We start from the raw sequence: 18,653 nt of genomic DNA, 5'->3' as shown, positions 1-18,653 counted from the left end.
GATCAGCGCCGCACGCGCCGTGCCGGCACCACGGGCATCTCGGCCGGCGGCGGGGGCACCACCCCCTTCGGCGCGGCGCTCATCCGCCGGATCAGGTCGGTCTCCGCCTGACGATAGGGCGTGCCATCGGCCCGGAACACCTCGTGGAACCAGATCGTCGGCTCATCCATCGTATAGGGCTTCTTCCAGCTGTCCCACGGCAGCCGCGTCTGCGTCTTGCCGTCGACGAACCCCCAATTGATCATGCCGACGTTCAGCCGTTTGCCGATCGGCAGGATGGTGTCGAAGGTCGATCCGTTGCCGCGCGCCATGTATTCGGTGCAGATCACCGGCCGGCCATAGGGGATCAGCTGGCGTGCGCGCCGCTCGAACGTTTCTGGCCAGCTGTAATCGTGGAAGGTGATGACGTCGGACTGGCCGAGCTGCAGCTTCTCCATCGGCGTCAGCTTACCTCCGGTGGGCGACCAGTCATCGTGCCACCACACGGCGGACGTGACCGGCTGGCTTGGATCGGCGGCGCGTGCCCAGTCGAACACCTGCGCCAGCATGGCACGCACCAGCGGCTCCTTGCCCTCCTGCCCCTTGTACTGATCGGCCGGATTGTCGGGCTCGTTCCACAAATCCCAGCCGAGGATGCGGTCGTCGGCTTTGAATGCCCCGATCACCCCCTGGACATAGGCCTTGTACTTTGGCCAGCCGGCGCGATCGCGCAGACCGGGCAGGCCTGGACCCTGTACCCAGCCGGAATTGTGCACGCCGGGGATCGGCGGATGTTGCGGCCCCAGCTTGGGATCCGGGTCCCAACAGCTGTCGAACAGCACGAACAGCGGGCGGATGCCGTGGCGATGCGCGATGGCCAGGAATTCGTCGATCCGCCGCTTGAAACCCTCCGGATCCTGAGCCCACAGCTGGTCGTGCAGGAACACACGCATCGTGTTCATGCCGATGCCCTGTGCCAAGGCCAGCTCGCTGTCGATGCGGCGCGGATCCCAGGTCGCGGCCTGCCACATCTCGAGTTGGTTAATCGCACTGGCAGGCGCGTAATTGGCTCCGACCAGCCAGGGCTGCCGCGCATACCAGCCGCTGGCCTGCGCCTCGCTCCACCGCTCACGCGCGGCGGCGGGTGAGGCTGTCAGGACAGCCGCGCTGGCGATTAGCAGGGCGAAAATTGACTTCGTCCCTACCCGTTCACGTCGTTGGTCAGCGCGATTGACACCGGCGATGCCTGGCCGCCTCTCCGCCTTGTCAGGCAAGATAACGGATGATTTTGGGCGGCTTGATACGTCGATTTGGCGGAGCAGATGCGCCCACGCGCCAGCCGGTTTCTGCAAGGCGCACGCGGTCCCCTCACCAGTCGCGCCACGCGTAGACGGTGTACGAAACGCGGTTCTGGCACGTAGCAGATGCCTCATATGATCCTCCCTCAATCGTCCGCGATGCGGTCGCGTGCCCATTCTGCGGGGCGGCGCCATCTTTGCGGCATGGCGCCGGGAAGACAAGGGTCTGACACACGCTTTCTAAAACTAATCAGACAATTAGCCGTTGGCAGATACGATTAGGTACGGTACGGACCACTGACCGACCTTCGGAACCAACCGAATGGCGGGACAAGGAGGGGATATGAACACCAAGGGGTTGTTGCGCGCGTCGGTGGCCATCACCGCGCTGCTGGTCACCGTGCCTGCCGCCGCGCAGGACAGCGGGACGACCGCCACCAAAGCGGCATCGCAAACCAAGGACGATGCCCAGGACCTGCCGAAGCCGGAGGTCGCATCCGATCAGAGCGCCAACCCGGCCGCCGCTTCGTCGGTGCAGGAGACACCAGTCGACGGCGAGGGCGACGTCGTCGTCACCGGTCTGCGCCGCAGTCTTGAATCGGCGCAGGCGATCAAGCGCACCTCCGACGGCATCGTCGATGCGGTCGTCGCGCAGGATATCGGCAAGCTGCCGGACACCTTTGCCTCGTCCGCGCTCCAGCGTGTTGCCGGCGTCGCCGTGACGCGGGGCGGCGGCGAGTCGGCCGGCGTTACGGTGCGCGGGCTACCCGATCTCACCACCACCTATAACGGCCGCCAGATCTTCACCGCCGAAGGCCGCTACGTCCAGATCCAGGACTTCCCCGCCGGCACCGTCGCCGCGCTCGAGGTCTACAAGTCGGGCACCGCCAACCAGATCGAGGGCGGCATCGCCGGCGAGATCAACGTGCGCGGTCGCAAGCCCTTCGACTTCAACGGCTTCGAACTGTCCGGCTCGCTCAACGGCGTGCTGTCGCAGCAATCCGAACGGATCGTGCCCAACGGCAACCTGCTGATTAGCGACCGCTGGAACACCGGCATCGGCGAGATGGGCCTGCTGCTCAACGCCTCGTACGTCGGCATCAACTTCATGGATTCGTCGCGCGAACAGTCGGTGGTGATCGCGACCACCGACGCCAACAACGCGCCGGGCCAGACCGCCGGGCTGCGCTTCCCCGACGCGCAGGGCAATTTCCTCGGCTATGGCGCGCGCTACCGCCCGTCGGCCAATGCCGCCTTCCAGTGGAAGCCGACGCCGGATCTCGAGATCTACCTCGACGGCCTGTACCAGGGCTTCCGGTCGAAGGACTACAACCGCTGGATGTTCATCCCGAACTTCGGCGGCATCACGCTGTCGAACATCACCACCATCCCCGGCACCAACAAGATCGCCCAGGCGACGGTCACCGGCGCGGTGCGCCCGGACGGCTATACCGGATCGTTCAACGGCAAGACCGACACCTATCAGGGCGGCGGCGGCGTCAACTACACGCACGATCGCCTGACCCTGTCCGCCGACATCGCCTATACCGACAGCAAATACACCGCCGATCTCGTCAATGTCGATTACGCCACCCGCGGCGTGCCGACGCACATCTCCAATTTCGACGTGTCGAAGGACCTGGACGGTGGCCCGTCGCAGACCTTCCTCAACTATTCGATCACCGATCCGGCCAATTTCGTCGCGCGCGGCCTCTATCAGGAACTGACCGTGGTCAGCGGCAAGGATTGGCAGTCGCGCGCCGACCTGGCCTATGATCTGGGCAACGGCTTCCTGCGCCGCCTGCAGTTCGGCGTCCGCTACGACGACCGCGATGCCTCGCGCGACTTCGGCAACATCTACAACAATGTCTTCACCCCCGGCACCGCCACCAGCGCGCCGGTCTATTTCGAGGACCGGCAGATCCCGCTGACCGCGCTGCCCGGCGCCGACGTGCGGACCACCCTGCCCGGCTTCACCTACAACAATGCCCAGCCGAACGTCGCCTATGCGGCGATCACCCGCGACAGCATCCGCAACAACCTGCCCGCGCTGCGCGCCTTCTTCCTGGAGCCGGCGGGGACGGTCGCCTTCGACCCGACGCAGCAATTCCGTGCCAATGAAAAGGCCTATGCCGCCTATGGCCAGCTGAAATACGGCTTCGACCTGGGTGGCGTGACGATCGACGGCCTCGCCGGCCTGCGCGTGGTCAAGACCAAGGATCGCATCCAGGCGCAGCAGAACATCGCCGGGGTCGTCTCCCCGGCCAATGCGACCAACGGATATACCGATTATCTGCCGAACGGCAGCGCCCGCATCGCGTTCGACGACGGGCTGCAGCTGCGCCTCGCCTACACCAAGACGCGGACCCGGCCGAACTTCATCGACCTGCGTCCCAATCTGTCGCTGGGTACGCCGCCCACCTTTCCGGCGGGCAGCCCCTGCCTCGATCCGACCAGCGCCACCTACAACAGCCGCAACTGCGCCCGCGGCGGCTCGGAGGGCAATCCCAACCTGCAGCCTTTGGTGTCGAACAATTATGACGCCAGCCTCGAATATTACTTCTCGCGTTCGGGCTTCTTCAGCGCCGCGGTGTTCCGCCACGACGTCAAGGGCTTCCTGTCCACTGTGAACGTCGTCTCGCGCGACCCGACCTATGGGCTGATCGCGATCGACCAGCCGGTGAACCTCGGCAGCACGCGCCTGCAGGGCGCGGAGGTGCAGTTCACCAGCTTCCTCGACATCGCCGGCCTGCCCGACTGGGCCAAGGGCTTCGGCATCCAGGCAAACGGCACCTACATCGATGCCAATGGCGATCTGCAGAAGGATTTCGCCACGTCCTATAACAACCAGCCGCAGACATTCCCTGGCGTGTCGAAATGGGCTTACAATATCGTCGCCCTGTACGAAAAGCCGCAATTCTCGGCCCGGCTGGCGTACAATTACCGCTCGCGCTTCGTCTCTTTCTATTCGTACGAGACGTTCGATCCGATCGCGCATCCGACGATCGAGGAAGGGCGCGGCCAGCTCGACTTCTCGACCTCGGTGACGCCGGTGCCGAACATCACGCTGGCGTTCGACATCGTCAATCTGCTCGGCAACCCGATCCAGCGGTCGCGGCAGTTCAATACGGGCGACAGCTATCTGCGTCAGGTCCTGTATCTCGAGCGCAGCTACTCGCTCGGCGTGCGGTTCCGCTTCTGATCCGGGAATAGACGATGCGCTCCAGCCGCCTTGCCCGCCGCCTGCTCCTGGCCTTGTGCCTGTCGTCCGCCGCGATGGCGGCGGCGGACAATCCGCAATTCCAGGGTGCCGATCCGCACGCGATGATCATCAACGGCGAGATGTGGGTCTTTCCGACCGGTGGACCGGGCGGCAGCTGGAGCGCCGACCGGTTCGGGGCCTTCTCGTCGCGGGACCTGCGCCACTGGCGCAGCCGCGGCGTGCTGATCCGGCGCGACGACATCCGCTGGATCGGCGACGACGGCGCCCGCGAGCATTTCCTGTGGGCGCCGGGAGTCGCCCGCCGCAACGGCCGCTACTATCTTTATTACTCCGTCGGGCCGCAGAATCCGACACCCAGCCGGATCGGGGTCGCGGTCGCCACGCGACCGGGCGGCCCCTATCGCGACAGCGGCACGCCGCTGGTCACCGGGGGCAACGGCTTCGAAGCGATCGACCCGATGGTCTTCACCGATCCCCGTTCGGGACGCAGTTACCTATACGCCGGCGGCAGCGCCGGCGCGCGACTGCGCGTCTGGCGGCTCAAGCCCGACATGGTGACGATCGCGCAGGAGGAGCATGTCGACCAGCCGCCCGAGTTCACCGAGGGCGTGTTCATGCACGAGCGGAACGGCGTCTATTATCTGTCGTACAGCCACGGCCACTGGAATGGCCCGGACTATTCGGTCCATTATGCCACCGCCCCCTCCCCGCTCGGCCCGTGGCGCTATCGCGGCGCCATCCTGCAGAGCGACGCCACGCATCAGGGGCCGGGCCATCACAGCTTCGTCCGCACCCCGCGCGGCGAATGGCTGATCGTCTATCACCGCTGGGACCAGGCGCCCGGCCCGATGCCGCTGCGCGGCGAGCGGCAGGTCGCGATCGACCGGGTCCGCTACGCCGCGGATGGTGCGATCCTGCCGATCCGGATGACCGACGGCGCGGTGTCGCCCCACGACATCGCCCTTAGCGCAGGTCCCGCCAAGCGCCCCACCCGGCGATGAACCCGATCGCGGCGGCGCGTCAGCGCCCGTCGACCAGCACCGCCTGCACCACATAGCGAAGCGGTCCGTGACGGACCGCGTCGAAGGGGTAGCAGGTCGACAGCGCCAGACCGCTAGCACCCGCCTGCTCGGGCACCGCGAACCGGTCCCAACGGACGATCTGCTGGCCGGTGACGCGGTACCGGCGGTGCGAACCGTCGACGCCGTCGACATCGATGCCGTCCCCGACCCGCAGATCCCTGAGGAACCCGAAATGCGTGTCGCGATGCGCGGCGATCACCGCCACGCCCGGATCGCCCGGTCGCGCACTGCCGGGCAGCAGGGTCGGCCCGAAGGCCATCGCCTGCCCCGACCCACTGTCCAGGACGATCCGGTCGACCCCCAGTCGCGGCACGCCGAGCCGGAGCACCGGCGCCATGTCCGCCCAGAACCAGGGCTTGACCGGCCGATGCTCCGCCCGACTGCGGTCGAACGCGCGCTCGAGCAGGAGTTGCGCGGCGATCGCCTTGGCAAGGATCACCGCGCCTTCGCCGATGCGAGCAAGACCGGTCAGGCACAGGAGCGACAGAAGGATCATCGCGATCCGATGCCCGACCGGCATGGCGGCAACGGCCCGCGTCATGCCCGCATCCCCCGGCGGCGGAGCAGGAGCAGGCCGGCCACCCCGATCAGCAACACGCCCAGGCCTTCGGCGATCATCCCCCAGAAGCCGGTCGCGGTCTGCGGCAGATCGAGTTGCCGTGCCTGCGCAGCCGCCAGACCGCCGAGCGTATCGGCGTTGCGCATGGCGGCGCGCCCGCTGTCCCCGCCGAACAACGTGTCGAAATCCCATCCGGCCGGCAGGTTGATCGGCAGGTCTTCCTTGACCAGTCCCGTGCCGGCCGGGCGTACCGGCGTTTCGTCGACGGCGACCAGGCTGGTCTGGCTGGTGACAAGGCCGCTGGCGATGCCGATGTCGCCGATCGCCGCGTCGGCGGCGCGATCGTCCAGCTTGCCGAGGGTCCGATCCGCCTCGATGTCGTCGATCCGCCGACGCGCCCAGAGCCTGGCCACCGAGCCGCTGTCCTGCGCCTGGGCGACGTCGATCGTCCGCGACCAATGCTCATCGCCGAACGTGCCGGACACCGTGACCGTACCCGCCAGATGATCGGTCCGCCCGACCAGCACCAGCGGCTGACCGGCGTAAAGGTCGGGCAGGACACGCGGAGTGAGATCGAGCGCGCCGCCAGTGACCTTGACCGTCAGATCCCGCATGGCGGGATGGCCGAGCATGTCGAGCAGCGGGATCATGCGCGCGGCGACCTCGTCGGGCGTACCGACATGCGTGTAGGCCCCCCGCCCTATCTGCGCCATCCGGCTCATCAGATGATCGTTCGGCGCCGAGCCGATGCCCACGAAAAACACGTGGCTGCGCCCGCCGTCCCGGCCGAGCGTCGCAAGCATCTCCTGCTCGTTCGACACTTCGCCGTCGGTCAGGAAGACTACCTGGCGAAGCGCCGCCGGCCCGTCCGCGGCATCCTGCAGCGCCGCCTTGAGCGCCGGCAGCATCTCGGTGCCGCCGCGCGCCTTTAGCCCCTGCGTGAACCGCCGCGCCAGGGCGATCTGATCGGGGGTGGCGGCGACGCTGTGGTCGAACAATTGCGTCATCGTGTCGTCGAATCGGATGATGTTGAAGCGATCCTGCGGGCGCAAAGTCGCGAGTGCGTGCAGCAGGCTCGCCTTGGCCTCGTCCATCGAGGCGCCGCCCATCGATCCGCTGTTGTCGATGACGAACACCATGTCGCGCGGCGGCGACGGTAGCCGGGTCAGGTCGGCCGGCGGGGTCACCGTCGCCATCAGATAGTCGCCGTCGTCGGCGTGCTCGCGGAACAGCGCCAGCGTCGGATCGGCGGCGGCCGAACGCCAGCTCAGTTCGAAATCGCGATCGGCCGGAACGCTGCCGGCGGCCAGCGTGACGGTCCGCTCATCGGCACGCCCGCCGACGAGGATCTTGTGATAGGGGCTGATCACGTTGGCGGCAGCGAAACCGGGGCGCAGATGCACGGTGATCGACGTCGGGTTTAGCGACATGCCAGTGCGCGGGTCCATCACCGGCGCGGCGGTGACCGCATTCGCATCCGCGACGGCCGCCCGATCGGTGAGCGTGTGCGGCGGCGTATAGCGGGGTCCGACCACCAGCGGCAGGCGCAGCGTGTAGGTTCCGTTCACCGGCACCACGGGCGCCTGGTAATCGATCGCGATCAGCACGGTTTCGCCGGGACCGACATTGGCGACACTGGTGGAGAACATATTGGGTCGCTGCTGCTCGACCAGCCCGGTCTTCTGGCCGCGCGCCTTCGCATGGTCGTAGATCGCCCTGGCGGCAGCGCGCTTCTCGATCCGGCCGACGATGACGCGGCTGCCGACGACCATGTTCAGCCCGTCGACCGCGCCATCCTGCGGCAGGGGGTAGAGGTAGGATGCCTCCATCCATTGGCTGGAGGTGTTGCGGAACGCCTGGGTCACCCGGACGCGCGCGATGTTGCCGGTCACGGTGACGTTCATGTCGGTGCCCAGCCGCACGGCCGGCATTGCCCTCGTCGCCTTCAACCCGCGCAGCAGCAGCGTGCCGGCGTGCGGTCCGTCATCCGTCACGTCCGCGGCGGCGGCGCCGCCGCCGCTAGTCGCGGCGACGACCGGGTGAGCGGCCAACGCACCGGCGATCGGCCAGGCGAGCATCATGGCGGTGCCGGGGATCAGGGCGTGGCGGAACTGGTGAAGGCGGGGCATGTCGAAGCTCCTCTGCAAGCGGGAGCCGTCCCTCTATGCGCGGCCGATGCCGGACAGCCATCAGCACTATCGTCCTCTTCCTGCCCGATGCCGCCGCGACGGGTGGAGCCGTGCAACGATATTGACGCCGCGTCCGGATCTGTGCGGTTATGTGCGGAGGGAGGCGGCATGCGGGACCAGGAATTGATCGGGGCCGAGGCGGCAGAGGTTGGCCGCCGCGTCCGCGAGGAACTCGCCCGCCGCCGTATCTCGCGACAGGCGCTCGCCGACATGGCGCGGGTCAGCCTGTCGACGCTGGAAAAGGCGCTGGCGGGCACCCGGCCGTTCACGCTGGCGACGACGATCCGGCTGGAAGAGGCGCTCGGCCTCCCGCTGCGCCCGGCGGCGTCGCCCGCGTCGACGCGCCAGACGGCGCCCGAGCATCTCGGGTCCTATGCGCGGGCGGCGGTGGGCTGGCTGGAGGGGCGCTATCTGACGCTGCGCCCGAGCTTCAACACGCCGGACGGCATCTTCGCCTATCTGACGACGATCCGCTGGAGCGACGAACTCGGCCATCTCGGCTTCGTCGAATCGGAACGCGCCGACGCCCGGTTCGAACAGGCCGGTCACGTGTCGCTGCCCAATTTGTCGGGGCATATCTATTTGGTGACCAACGAACAGGGGCAGCATCGCCTGCAGACGCTGTCGCGACCGGCCATGGATGGCACGTTGTACGGCGTGCTGGCGACGTTGCAGGCGGGCCGCGGCTCACAATTGATGCCGGTCGCCGCGCCCGTCGCCATGGCGAAGGTGCAGGATACGTCGGCCTGCGCCTTCGGCCTGATCGTCCCCGGTGCGGATGGCTACGACCGCTACTGCCGGATGCTCGCAGCCGCGATCAGCGACAATTACGTGCACCTCTACCAGGCACCGGGCACAGCGGAGCCGCACTGAGCGCGCCGCCCGGAAACGGATCGGACGCGACCCTTGCGAACGGCGCCGCCGCCTGAGCCCTCGCGCCGCAAGGTTGCGCTTGGCGCGGTCTCGTCGCTTCGCCTAAGCTGCGCGCTCGACCCGATCCGGAGTTCTCGATGCGCCGTACCGCCCTGCTCGCCCTCGCGCTGGCCTCGCTGCCTGCCCTCCTCGCCGCGCAGACCGGCGCGCCCCGCTATCAGCCGTGGGGGCTGGAGCTGAAGGATATGGACCGCAGCGTGAAGCCGGGCGACGACTTCTACAATTATGCTCTCGGCACCTGGCTGCGCGACCATCCGATCCCCGCCGACAAGGTGGGCGCGGGCTATAATTACGACCTGCCCGACGAGATCGAGGATCAGGTCCGCCGCATCGTCGAACAGGCGGCGGCGACACCGACCAGCCCGACCGCCAGCAAGGTGGGCGACTTCTACGCCGCCTGGATGGACGACCGCGCGATCGAGGCGCATGGCCTCGCCCCGCTCAAGCCGTGGCTCGCCCGGATCGATGCGGTGCAGACCCGGCCCCAGCTGATCCAGCTGATGATGCGCCCCGGCTATGCCGCCCCGATCAACATCGGCATCTCCACCGACGCCGACGATCCGACGCATTATATGGCCGATGCCGGCCAGGCGCGGCTCGGGCTGCCGACGCGCGATTATTACCTGCTGACCGGCGAAAAATACGACGCGATCCGGCGCGCCTATCGCGCCTATCTCATCCGCCTGCAGGACCTTGCCGGCATTTCCGATGCGGCGGCGAAGACCGACCGGATCATCGCGCTCGAAACGCGGTTGAGCCAGGACCAGTGGACGCCCGAACAGCGCCGCGATCCGGTCAAGACGCACAATCCGATGACCCGGACCCAGCTGACGGCGCTCGCCCCGGAAATGGACTGGACGCCGACCCTCGCGGCGATGGGCCTTGGCGGCGCGGCCAAGGTCAACGTGTCGGAACCGAGCGCGGTCGCCGCCGCCTCGAAGCGGCTGGGCGACGTGCCGCTGTCGACGTGGAAGGAATGGATGACGGTGCGGTTCCTATCGAACGCCGCGCCGTTCCTGCCCAAGGCCTTCGACCAGGCCAACTTCGATTTCTATTCCAAGACTTTGCGCGGCGTGCCGGAGCAAAGGGCGCGCTGGAAGCGGGGCATGGCGCTGATCGACGACGCGCTCGGCGAGGCGGTCGGGGCGATCTACGTCCAGCAATATTGGTCGCCCGCTACCCAGGCCAAGGCCGACGAACTCGTCGCCGACATGCAGGCCGCCTACAAGGACAAGATCGACGCCGCGACCTGGATGGACGACGCGACGCGCAAGGCCGCGCTCGCCAAACTCGCGACCTTCGATCCGCGCGTCGGCCATCCCAAGAAGTGGATCGACTATTCGACGCTGACCGTCAGTCGCACCGATCCGCTCGCCAACAATCTGGCCGTTGCCGATTTCCAGTGGCGGCTGCAACTGCAGCGCTTTCCCAAGCCGGTCGATCGCGGCCTGTGGTACATGACGCCGCAGACGGTGAACGCCTATTACGATCCGACGATGAACCAGATCACCCTGCCGGCGGCGATCCTGCAGCCGCCGTTCTTCGACGCCAGCGCCGATCCTGCGGTCAATTATGCCGAAACCGGCGCCACGACGATCGGCCACGAGATGGGTCATGGCTTCGACGATCAGGGCCGCCAGTTCGACGAGAGCGGCCGGTTGCGCGACTGGTGGAGCAAGGACACGGCGGCCAAGTACAACGTCCAGGCCGACCGGCTGGCGAACCAGTTCGACCAGTACGAACCGATCCCCGGCGTCCATATCAAGGGCCGCCTGACGCTGGGCGAAAATCTTGCCGACCTCGGCGGGTTGGAGACCGCTTATGCCGCCTATCGTCGCTACGTCGCCCGCCATGGCGAGCCGCCGGTGCTCAACGGCATGACCGGGGATCAGCGCTTCTTCCTGGCGTTCGCCCAGGCTTGGCAGGGCAAGCGGCGCGACGAGGCCGTGCGGCAGCAATTGCTGAGCGATCCCCACTCGCCGGATAAATATCGGGTCAACGGCATCGTGCGCAACTTCGGGCCCTGGTATCGCGCGTTCGACGTCAAACCCGGCGACGCCATGTACCTGCCGCCGGAGCAGCGGGTGAGCATCTGGCATTAGGATCGATCGCAACGTCGGGCGCATCACACCGGGCTGACGGTTACGTTGCACGCTACAGCACCAATGGGAGAGACCGGCTGGGCCGACTTGCAGGCGGTCTATGACAACCAGCAGACGCGGCTGTACAACTTCTACAGCCAGCCGGCGAGCCGCGTCGCCTTCTGCGCGGTTACCCGTCAGGAAATGGCTGCAGTCGCCCCCGTCGCCGACGCCGCCCTGCCGCTGCACGCCCGCGGCGCGCTGGCGCGGCTCGACAAGCCGTTCATCGACTTCTTCACCCCGTTCGATAAATGGCGCAATTATCACGAGCCCAAGGTCACGCCGCCCCCGGTCGTGGCCATGCTGCCGCCGGCCGTGGCGACGGTCGCCGCCAATCCGTATGCCGCCGCGCCGGTACCGGTGAAGGACGTCCGGCCGGCTGCCGCGGTCGACGCACCTGCCACGCCTGACGCGACGATCGTCGCACCTGCGACGTCCACCGCTGATGGAGCAACTGCCCCTAACCGCTTACGACCCGGCCTTCGGCCTCGGGCGAAGCCATGCCACCAGGCCTCCCCGCCCTCGCAGCCCCGTCGCGATCGAGTCCGTGGACCGCACATCCCGTTGGCTGCGAACGAAGGCGGCAGGACGAGCCGGATCGTCAGTCAGGGAGACAAGGGACCATTCACCGCGTCCAAGAAACCGCAGGTCCAGTGAGAGCAGTCGATCCTTGGGACCGTTGATGACGCCGATGAACCAATCTTTGTCGCGCCGACGGGCAAAGCCCGCCATCACCCCCGGCTCGCTGCCCGGTAGCACGATCGTCTCGTCCCACACGGCCGGTATGGCGCGGAGCAGGTCGGCCGCAGGATTGTCCAGATAGGTGCGGGGATGTCCCCCCATCGTTAGGAACGGTGAGGTGAAGATGATCGCTTGGGCTAGCTCATGTGCCCAACTGTTGCCTTGCAGCTCATTCGCCGCGAAGACCGTCGGTGTATAGTCGCCCGGGCCAATCACGTAGCGGGTGAAGGGGATGATCGTATCGTGCTCCGCCGGCAGGACGCGATTGTAGCGGGTGATTTGCCATTCATGACCACGCACCGCCTCGCGGGTCAGCACGTTGGGCCAGGTCCGTTCGGTGCCGGTCGGCTTCACCGCACCATGGAAATCGATCATCAGCCGTTCTGCTGCGGCATCGCGCGCGACCGCCGCATACCAATTGCTCCAGACGCGATCCGGCGGCTCGGGGAAATCGACCTTCACGCCGACGACGCCAAGCGCCGCGAAACGCCGGAGCAGCGCGCGCCGAGCGGCGGCATCGACCATCATGTTGCTATGGACCCACAGCCAGACACCGACGCGCTGGCTCCTGGCATAGGCCACTGTGTCCGCGAGCGTTGCCCAAGGCGTTTTCCACGCCGCCCACCCGTCATCGACCAAATAATATTCGAAGCCGAGCCGCCGCGTCCAATCGACCCAGCGATGCTGATCGGTTTCCAACGGTGCACCGATCGCCAGCCATTGCCACGTCGACCTGCCGGGGCGAATCCATGTGGCATGCGCCAGCGAAGGCGCCGGCGGCGGGTTGAGATCCTGGATCAGGGTGGAATTGACCAGCTTCGTCAAATCGCGCGCGACGATCGTCACCCGCCATGGTTGGGTGACGGCCTTGTCGGTCCGCCAACCGGCAGGATCGGCATAGAGCATGCCCGTCAGCAGGCCGTTCGCATCGGGCGTGACCGCCAGATCGCCATAATCGACACCGGCGGCTTCGCTGATCGTGACCCAATATCGATTGATCTTCGCGGTCAACGGCAGGGCGAGCGGTTTACCTGCGACGCTGCGGAGCGTCTCGGTCGTGAAGACCTCCTCATAGCCGGCACTGCGCCTGCTGGCCCAGACGCGCGGATCGACGGAGGCGAGCTGCCACCCGGAGCGGTCCGCGTCGACATGGCGTCCCGGCTTCGCCGGCAAGCGCAAGCGGACGCCGACGCCGTCATCCGCCACCCTGACGTCCGCCTCATAGGGCGTGCTGCTGGAATGGATGGTCAGGGTGGCCTGGTTCGCATGCGCGATCGCCCAGGCCTTGCCGCCGAAAAGCCGGTAACGGTCGCGGAACGGGCGCCGGCGCACCGCGTCGATGACGGCATGGTTGCCCAATTCGACGCCATCGACCCGCATCGTCACGGGCGAAGGATCAAGAATGGCCCGCCCGTCGATGGTCACCCGATAGCGCAGCTCGCCGGCCTCGTCGGTCAGATCCGCCCGCACCGTCCCGTCCGGACTTGATACGGAAACCGTTTTCGCGTCTGCCGCGGGGAGCATCAGCAAGTACGCGATGCCAAGCCCTACCACGCATGCCCAAGCATGGGTCGCGGTCGAAGACGGTCGCGAGCGACGCCACGACGGGACGAAGGGTTGACGAGCAGTAATGTCCATTACAGACTCATGCCACGCCGAGCCGCCGGTCTCAACGCGGTTCTTCTCCTATAGACCGGTTTGACCCGCTCGCACTTTTCACCACCACGGGTCCCCGGGGGTCACCGGGCCGCGCCGGGCCCAACGATCGCATATTCCTTGGGTGGCGTTGCCCCCATCAAATTTTCGACGAAATAGTCCCACCGACGCCGCATCATATAGGCGGACATGTCGCCATAGCCGTGGTGCGCCCGCGGGAAGAGGACCAGATCAAAGTCCTTGTTCGCCTTCTCGAGCGCGTCGACCACGAGCAAGGTGTTGGAGACGGGCACGTTGTCGTCGAGCAGGCCGTGGGCGAGCATCAGCTTGCCCTTGAGGTTCTTCGCCAAGTCCTGATTGGCCTGCAAGTCGTAGTTCGACCCCTCGCCGTTGCGCTGCAACAGCCCGAGATATTTCTCGTAATAATCGTCCTCGTAATTGCGATTGTCGTGGTTGCCGCTCTCCGCGATGCCGACCTTGAAGAAGTCGGGATAGCGGAACATCGCCGCCGCGGTCGCATTGCCGCCGCCCGAATGCCCCCAGATGCCGACGCGATCGGTATCCATCCAGCGGTTCCGCCGGGCGAGGTCCTTGATGCCGGTGACCTGGTCGGGGACCGCCTGCTGACCCATGTCGCGGTAGTAATAATCCTGGAAGGCCTTGGTGCGGCGTGGCGTCCCCAGCGCATCGATCTCCACCACGGCGAAGCCGAGCTGCGCCAGTGCATTGGCGTCACCCATCGACGGCGAAAATTGGCGGGAGGAGATTGTGCCGGTGAACGGCCCCGGATAGATATAATCGATGACCGGATATTTCCGCTGCGGATCGAGCCCCGCCGGTTTGAAGAGCAGGCCGTAGCACAGCGTCTTGCCGTCGGCGCATTGGACGGCAATGTTCTCCGGCGGCTGCCAGCCCGCCGCGCGCAACCGCGTCACGTCGCCCTTCGCCAGTTGCTGGACGATCGTGCCGTCCGCGCGGCGCAGCACCGCCGTCTGCGGCTCCTGCGGCGTCGAATAGATGTCGACGAAAAACCGCCCGTCGCTCGACGGGATCGCGATATGATCCTGCTTCTCAGGCGTCAGCAGCTTCGGCGCGGCGCCATTCAGGTCGATCGCGTAGATACGGCGATAATAGGGATCGACGCCGGGTTCGCGGCCGACACCGGCGATCAGCATCCGGCCGCTGCGCTCGTCGATGTAGACCGGATGGTCGACATTCCAGCGTCCATGCGTCACCTGCCGGACCAGCTTGCCGGTGCCGGCATTGTACAGATAGTAATGGCCCCAGTCGTCGCGCTGCGACCACCACAGGATCTCGCCGCGCTCCGACAGGTAGCGCCAGTTGATGCCTTCGTCGTTATACCCGCTGTCGAACCAAGTCGGCACGGTTTCGGCGAAGACGTCGCGGACCGCGCCGGTGGCCGCATCGGCGATGCGCATCGTCTCCACCTTGTGGTCGCGTGACGTCGACACGAACGCGAGAGTGCGGCTGTCCTTCGCCCATTGCATGTCCTGCGGACCGGCGCCGCAAACCACGTCGTCGCACAATGACGAGCGATGCAGGTCCGGCGATATCTTCAGGCGAACGACACGGCCATCGTCCGTGTCGACGATGACGCGCTGGATGTGGATGATCTCCTTGTCCCCGACGAACGGATATTTCCACGTGTCGACGCGGGAGTGACCGACTTGCGTCGTCGTGATCGAAAAGTCGGCGACCCCGCGCTGATCCTGCTGGAAGGTCGCGACCTTCTTCGAATCCGGCGACCAGATGACGATCGGCTGGTCCGAATGCTTCCAGCCGGCATTGTCCGTCGCATAGCCGAAGTCCTTGACGCCATCGCGCGTCAGCTGGCGCTCCGCCCCGCTGGCGATGTCGCGGACCCACAGATTCCAGTCGCGCAGGAAGACCGCCCGCTTGCCGTCCGGGGACAGCACCGCCGCCACCTGACCACGTTGCGCGAGATAACCGGCGATCTGCCCGGCGTGCAGCGGCGGCAGCTTCGTGCACACATAAGGCTTCGCCAGCGCGCAGTCGTAGCGATCGCCCGCGATGCTGACGATCGCGCTATTCTTCGTACCGTTCGGCTCCAGATTCTCAAAGGCCAGCTTCGTCGCGTCGCGCTCCTTCAGCCCGGCCGCGTTGAGCGATGCGAGCAACGGGACGGTGTCGAATGCCGGTGCCTTGGTGCCCTTGGCCGCGTCGCCCAGCATGATCGTCGGCACGCCGTTGCTGGTGTCCTGATACCAGAAGCGCGTCGCATCGATCCAATGCGCCGAACGCACCGCGTGATCGACCAAAGGCGCGGTCCAGGGGATCAGCTGGCGGTTGGCGCGAGTGTAATCCGCGGCCGTCACCGCCGGTCGCTGTTGCGCCGCCGCCGGAACGGCGATCATGGAAACCCAGAGTAAGCAGGCGATCGCACGCATCGAGGAGCTTTCTGAAGGCAATCTGACGCGCCGCGGACGGCGTGGACGCGGGCTCGTCGATCCCGTCGCTGCTCCACACGCATCCCCGTCACAGCAGGACAGGATAGCGGTCATTATGCAGACCGTAGCCCCGATCACAATAGCTTGCCCCTTCCCGAAAAGCCGTGACGTCGCTTCGGCAAGTGACCGAGGCGGACAATGGGATACTGCCGCCTGCCGGCCGGCTCATACGCCAGACAAGTCGCTCAGAACGCTTTCGACAGGCCGACGAAGAATCCGCGGCGCGGCCCGAATTGCGGCGCGCCGACGCCGACCCCGGTGCCGTCGCGAATTTCGTAGACATGGTCGAGCAGGTTGATGACGTCGACACGCACGTCGAGGTTCGGCCCAGCGAGATGCCGGCTGGCGGTCAGATTGAACTGGGCATAGGGCGCCAGCTTCGCGCCATTCGGCACGTTGTTGACGTCGTCGTCGCGGCGCAGACCCGACCCGTAGATCATGCTGCCGCCGATCTTGTTGGCACCGAAGGTATAGGACAGGCCGGCCGATCCGGTGAATGTCTGATCATGATCGAGGTAGATGTACCGGTTGGCGATATAGGCGAGATCATCGGATGAGAAGCTGAACTGGCTGGAGACGATGTCGCGCCCCTTGGCCTTGGCCGCCGCGAAATTGGCATAGGCAAGGAAGCCGCTCCGCGCGTAACTCGCATTCGCCTCGATCCCGCCGATACGTCCTTGACGGTAATTGAACGGTGTCAGGATGATCGGCGCACCGAATTGCCCCTCGTCGATCAGGTTGCGCGAGATGCGGTAATAAGCGTCGACACCATAGGTGAAATAGCGGCCTGCCTTGGCCTGGAAGCCGACGTCGAAATAATCCTGCCGCTCAGCGAACGGCACGGTATCGTCGGTGACGGCGGGATAGGCGCTGGTGCCAATGAATTTGGCGATGCTGGTGTCGGCGACCAGCTCGAACGGGGGCGGCACGAAATAGCGGGAATAGCCGGCGTGGACGGTATAGGCCCTGTTCGGCTGCCAGACCAGATTGGCCCGCGGCGACAACTGACCCTCGCGACGATAGCCGTTGTAGAGATCGTAGCGCGCGCCGTAATTGAAGGTGAGCGTCGGGGCGAGCTTCCACTCGTCCTGCACATAGGCGCTGACGCTGGTCGCGGTCTTGCCGCCGCGGTCGCTGATGACGATCGGTTGGCCCGCCTGCTCGCCGTTCGCCTCGACCGGAAAGACGCTGGTGCTCGTATCGCTGGTCGACCGATCGCGGCTGACCAGCAGGCCGCTGCGCAACGTGTGCGCGGCGCCGATGTGGTAGACCGCATCGACCTGCCCGCCGATCGCGAAGTCCTGCTTATAAGCCTGCTGCGCCTGCCCGTTGTAGAGCAGTTCACCGAGCGTATCGGGGCGGTAGCGGAGCGATGAGTAACGCGCGAACAGCGATGCCTGGACCGTCAGCGGCTCGGCATCGTGCAGAAAGGCGAGCTGGCCGAACCCGGTCTTCTCCAACTGGGTTTCCCGCAGATTCTCGCTGGGATAATTCGCCTGGCCGTTGATGGTCCAGGTGCCGTCGGGCTGCTGGCCGACCGGATCGGGAATCTGGAACCACTGGTTCGAATAGCCGCCGACGAATGACACCCGATTGTTCGCATCGAGGATGTGATCGAGATAGGCGAAGCCCTGATATTGATCGGTGTCGTCATGCACCGGATTGGAGCGTCCATCGACGCTCTCGATCCCGAGGCCGCTGTGGCGATAGTCGCCGGATACGAAGTAGTTGGTGCTGCCGGTCGAACCGCCATAGGTGACGCTGGGCTGCCACGTATCGTGGCTGCCCCCATAGATGGACGCGGTGCCGCCGTTCTGGAACAGGCCGCTCTTCGTGGTGATATCGATGATGCCGGCGGTGCGCAGCCCATATTGCGCGGGGAGCGCCCCGGTCAGGATGTTCACCTTGTCGACGAGCCGCGGCGACAGCGTCTGACCGAACACCGCCAGTCCTTCGGGAAGGACGGTGCCGTTGATGCGATATTGCAGACCGTTATGATCGTCGCGGACGTGAAACTGACCAAAACCGTCCTCCACCACGCCCGGCGCCTGCAGCAGGATCTGATTGAACTGCTGGTTCTCTCCGCCGGGAAGCGCCTTGATGGTGTCGCTGGTGATTTCATAGTTCGACGCGCCGAGGCTTGGCTGGATATGCTCGCGCGCGGCATCGAGTCGCTGTGCAGTGATGACGATATCGCCGCGCTGTGGTGGGCTGGCAGCCGTGGTTGCACCGGTGCTGGACGAAGTATCGCCGTTGGCCTGCGCATCGGGAGCGGCGCTGCGTGTCTGCGCGATCGCCTGGCCGGACGACAGGGCTAGCGGGGCTGCAGCGACACAGCTGAGCAGAATCGACAGACGCATGGC

11 protein-coding genes are annotated in these 18,653 nt (G+C 66.2%); 4 read left to right on the top strand and 7 right to left on the bottom strand.

Translation table 11 applies throughout. The features are described 5' to 3' along the window. Positions 1–2: 2 nt before the first annotated feature. A complete protein-coding gene (locus tag D9601_RS13905; protein ID WP_232474215.1) occupies positions 3–1,010 on the bottom strand; it encodes a cellulase family glycosylhydrolase in 1,008 nt (335 codons plus the stop codon). A gap of 610 nt (positions 1,011–1,620) precedes the next feature. Between D9601_RS13905 and D9601_RS13900 the strand changes: the two genes are divergently transcribed. Further along, positions 1,621–4,479 (top strand): TonB-dependent receptor, encoded by a 2,859-nt coding sequence (locus D9601_RS13900; RefSeq protein ID WP_198354645.1) that lies wholly within the window; start codon positions 1,621–1,623, stop codon positions 4,477–4,479. A gap of 14 nt (positions 4,480–4,493) precedes the next feature. After that, the gene (locus D9601_RS13895; RefSeq protein ID WP_198354644.1) at positions 4,494–5,501 is read left to right on the top strand and encodes a family 43 glycosylhydrolase; all 1,008 of its coding nucleotides are present in this window, start codon (positions 4,494–4,496) and stop codon (positions 5,499–5,501) included. A gap of 19 nt (positions 5,502–5,520) precedes the next feature. On the opposite strand, the gene D9601_RS13890 is transcribed toward D9601_RS13895, so the two are convergent. Continuing rightward, positions 5,521–6,123 carry a class GN sortase gene (locus D9601_RS13890; protein ID WP_198354643.1) on the bottom strand — a complete coding sequence of 201 codons (603 nt, stop codon included), beginning with the start codon at positions 6,121–6,123 and terminating at the stop codon, positions 5,521–5,523. After that, entirely contained in the window at positions 6,120–8,270 is a 2,151-nt protein-coding gene (locus D9601_RS13885) for a marine proteobacterial sortase target protein (protein ID WP_198354642.1), read from the bottom strand. The genes D9601_RS13890 and D9601_RS13885 overlap by 4 nt, the downstream gene beginning before the upstream one ends. A gap of 168 nt (positions 8,271–8,438) precedes the next feature. Here D9601_RS13885 and D9601_RS13880 point away from each other — a divergent pair, with 168 nt between their 5' ends. Beyond that, entirely contained in the window at positions 8,439–9,203 is a 765-nt protein-coding gene (locus D9601_RS13880; protein ID WP_232474214.1) for a helix-turn-helix domain-containing protein, read from the top strand. A gap of 137 nt (positions 9,204–9,340) precedes the next feature. Continuing rightward, positions 9,341–11,365 carry a M13 family metallopeptidase gene (locus D9601_RS13875; RefSeq protein ID WP_198354641.1) on the top strand — a complete coding sequence of 675 codons (2,025 nt, stop codon included), beginning with the start codon at positions 9,341–9,343 and terminating at the stop codon, positions 11,363–11,365. Positions 11,366–11,667: 302 nt separating this feature from the next. On the opposite strand, the gene D9601_RS13870 is transcribed toward D9601_RS13875, so the two are convergent. The 4 genes from D9601_RS13870 to D9601_RS13855 form a co-directional block, all read right to left on the bottom strand. Further along, positions 11,668–11,808 (bottom strand): hypothetical protein, encoded by a 141-nt coding sequence (locus tag D9601_RS13870; protein ID WP_198354640.1) that lies wholly within the window; start codon positions 11,806–11,808, stop codon positions 11,668–11,670. A 64-nt stretch (positions 11,809–11,872) separates the two neighbouring features. Next, positions 11,873–13,669 carry a glycoside hydrolase family 97 protein gene (locus tag D9601_RS13865; protein ID WP_232474213.1) on the bottom strand — a complete coding sequence of 599 codons (1,797 nt, stop codon included), beginning with the start codon at positions 13,667–13,669 and terminating at the stop codon, positions 11,873–11,875. 215 nt (positions 13,670–13,884) lie between these two features. After that, positions 13,885–16,197 carry a S9 family peptidase gene (locus D9601_RS13860; protein ID WP_232474212.1) on the bottom strand — a complete coding sequence of 771 codons (2,313 nt, stop codon included), beginning with the start codon at positions 16,195–16,197 and terminating at the stop codon, positions 13,885–13,887. A 278-nt stretch (positions 16,198–16,475) separates the two neighbouring features. Then, positions 16,476–18,650, bottom strand: coding sequence for a TonB-dependent receptor (locus tag D9601_RS13855; protein WP_198354637.1), 2,175 nt, complete (start codon positions 18,648–18,650; stop codon positions 16,476–16,478). Positions 18,651–18,653: the final 3 nt, after the last annotated feature.

It is taken from the genome of Sphingomonas sp. MA1305, from assembly GCF_016107325.1.
GTDB lineage: Bacteria > Pseudomonadota > Alphaproteobacteria > Sphingomonadales > Sphingomonadaceae > Sphingomonas.
The sequence above is the reverse complement of the archived record's forward strand: the minus strand, read 5'-3'. Positions and strand labels throughout refer to the sequence as shown.

Coding starts and splice junctions, on each gene's coding strand:
- D9601_RS13885 (WP_198354642.1), bottom strand. CDS start 8,270: ATGCCCCGCCTTCACCAGTTCCGCCACGCCCTGATCCCCGGCACCGCC.
- D9601_RS13895 (WP_198354644.1), top strand. CDS start 4,494: ATGCGCTCCAGCCGCCTTGCCCGCCGCCTGCTCCTGGCCTTGTGCCTG.
- D9601_RS13855 (WP_198354637.1), bottom strand. CDS start 18,650: ATGCGTCTGTCGATTCTGCTCAGCTGTGTCGCTGCAGCCCCGCTAGCC.
- D9601_RS13880 (WP_232474214.1), top strand. CDS start 8,439: ATGCGGGACCAGGAATTGATCGGGGCCGAGGCGGCAGAGGTTGGCCGC.
- D9601_RS13890 (WP_198354643.1), bottom strand. CDS start 6,123: ATGACGCGGGCCGTTGCCGCCATGCCGGTCGGGCATCGGATCGCGATG.
- D9601_RS13875 (WP_198354641.1), top strand. CDS start 9,341: ATGCGCCGTACCGCCCTGCTCGCCCTCGCGCTGGCCTCGCTGCCTGCC.
- D9601_RS13900 (WP_198354645.1), top strand. CDS start 1,621: ATGAACACCAAGGGGTTGTTGCGCGCGTCGGTGGCCATCACCGCGCTG.
- D9601_RS13860 (WP_232474212.1), bottom strand. CDS start 16,197: ATGATCGCCGTTCCGGCGGCGGCGCAACAGCGACCGGCGGTGACGGCC.
- D9601_RS13865 (WP_232474213.1), bottom strand. CDS start 13,669: ATGCTCCCCGCGGCAGACGCGAAAACGGTTTCCGTATCAAGTCCGGAC.
- D9601_RS13905 (WP_232474215.1), bottom strand. CDS start 1,010: ATGTGGCAGGCCGCGACCTGGGATCCGCGCCGCATCGACAGCGAGCTG.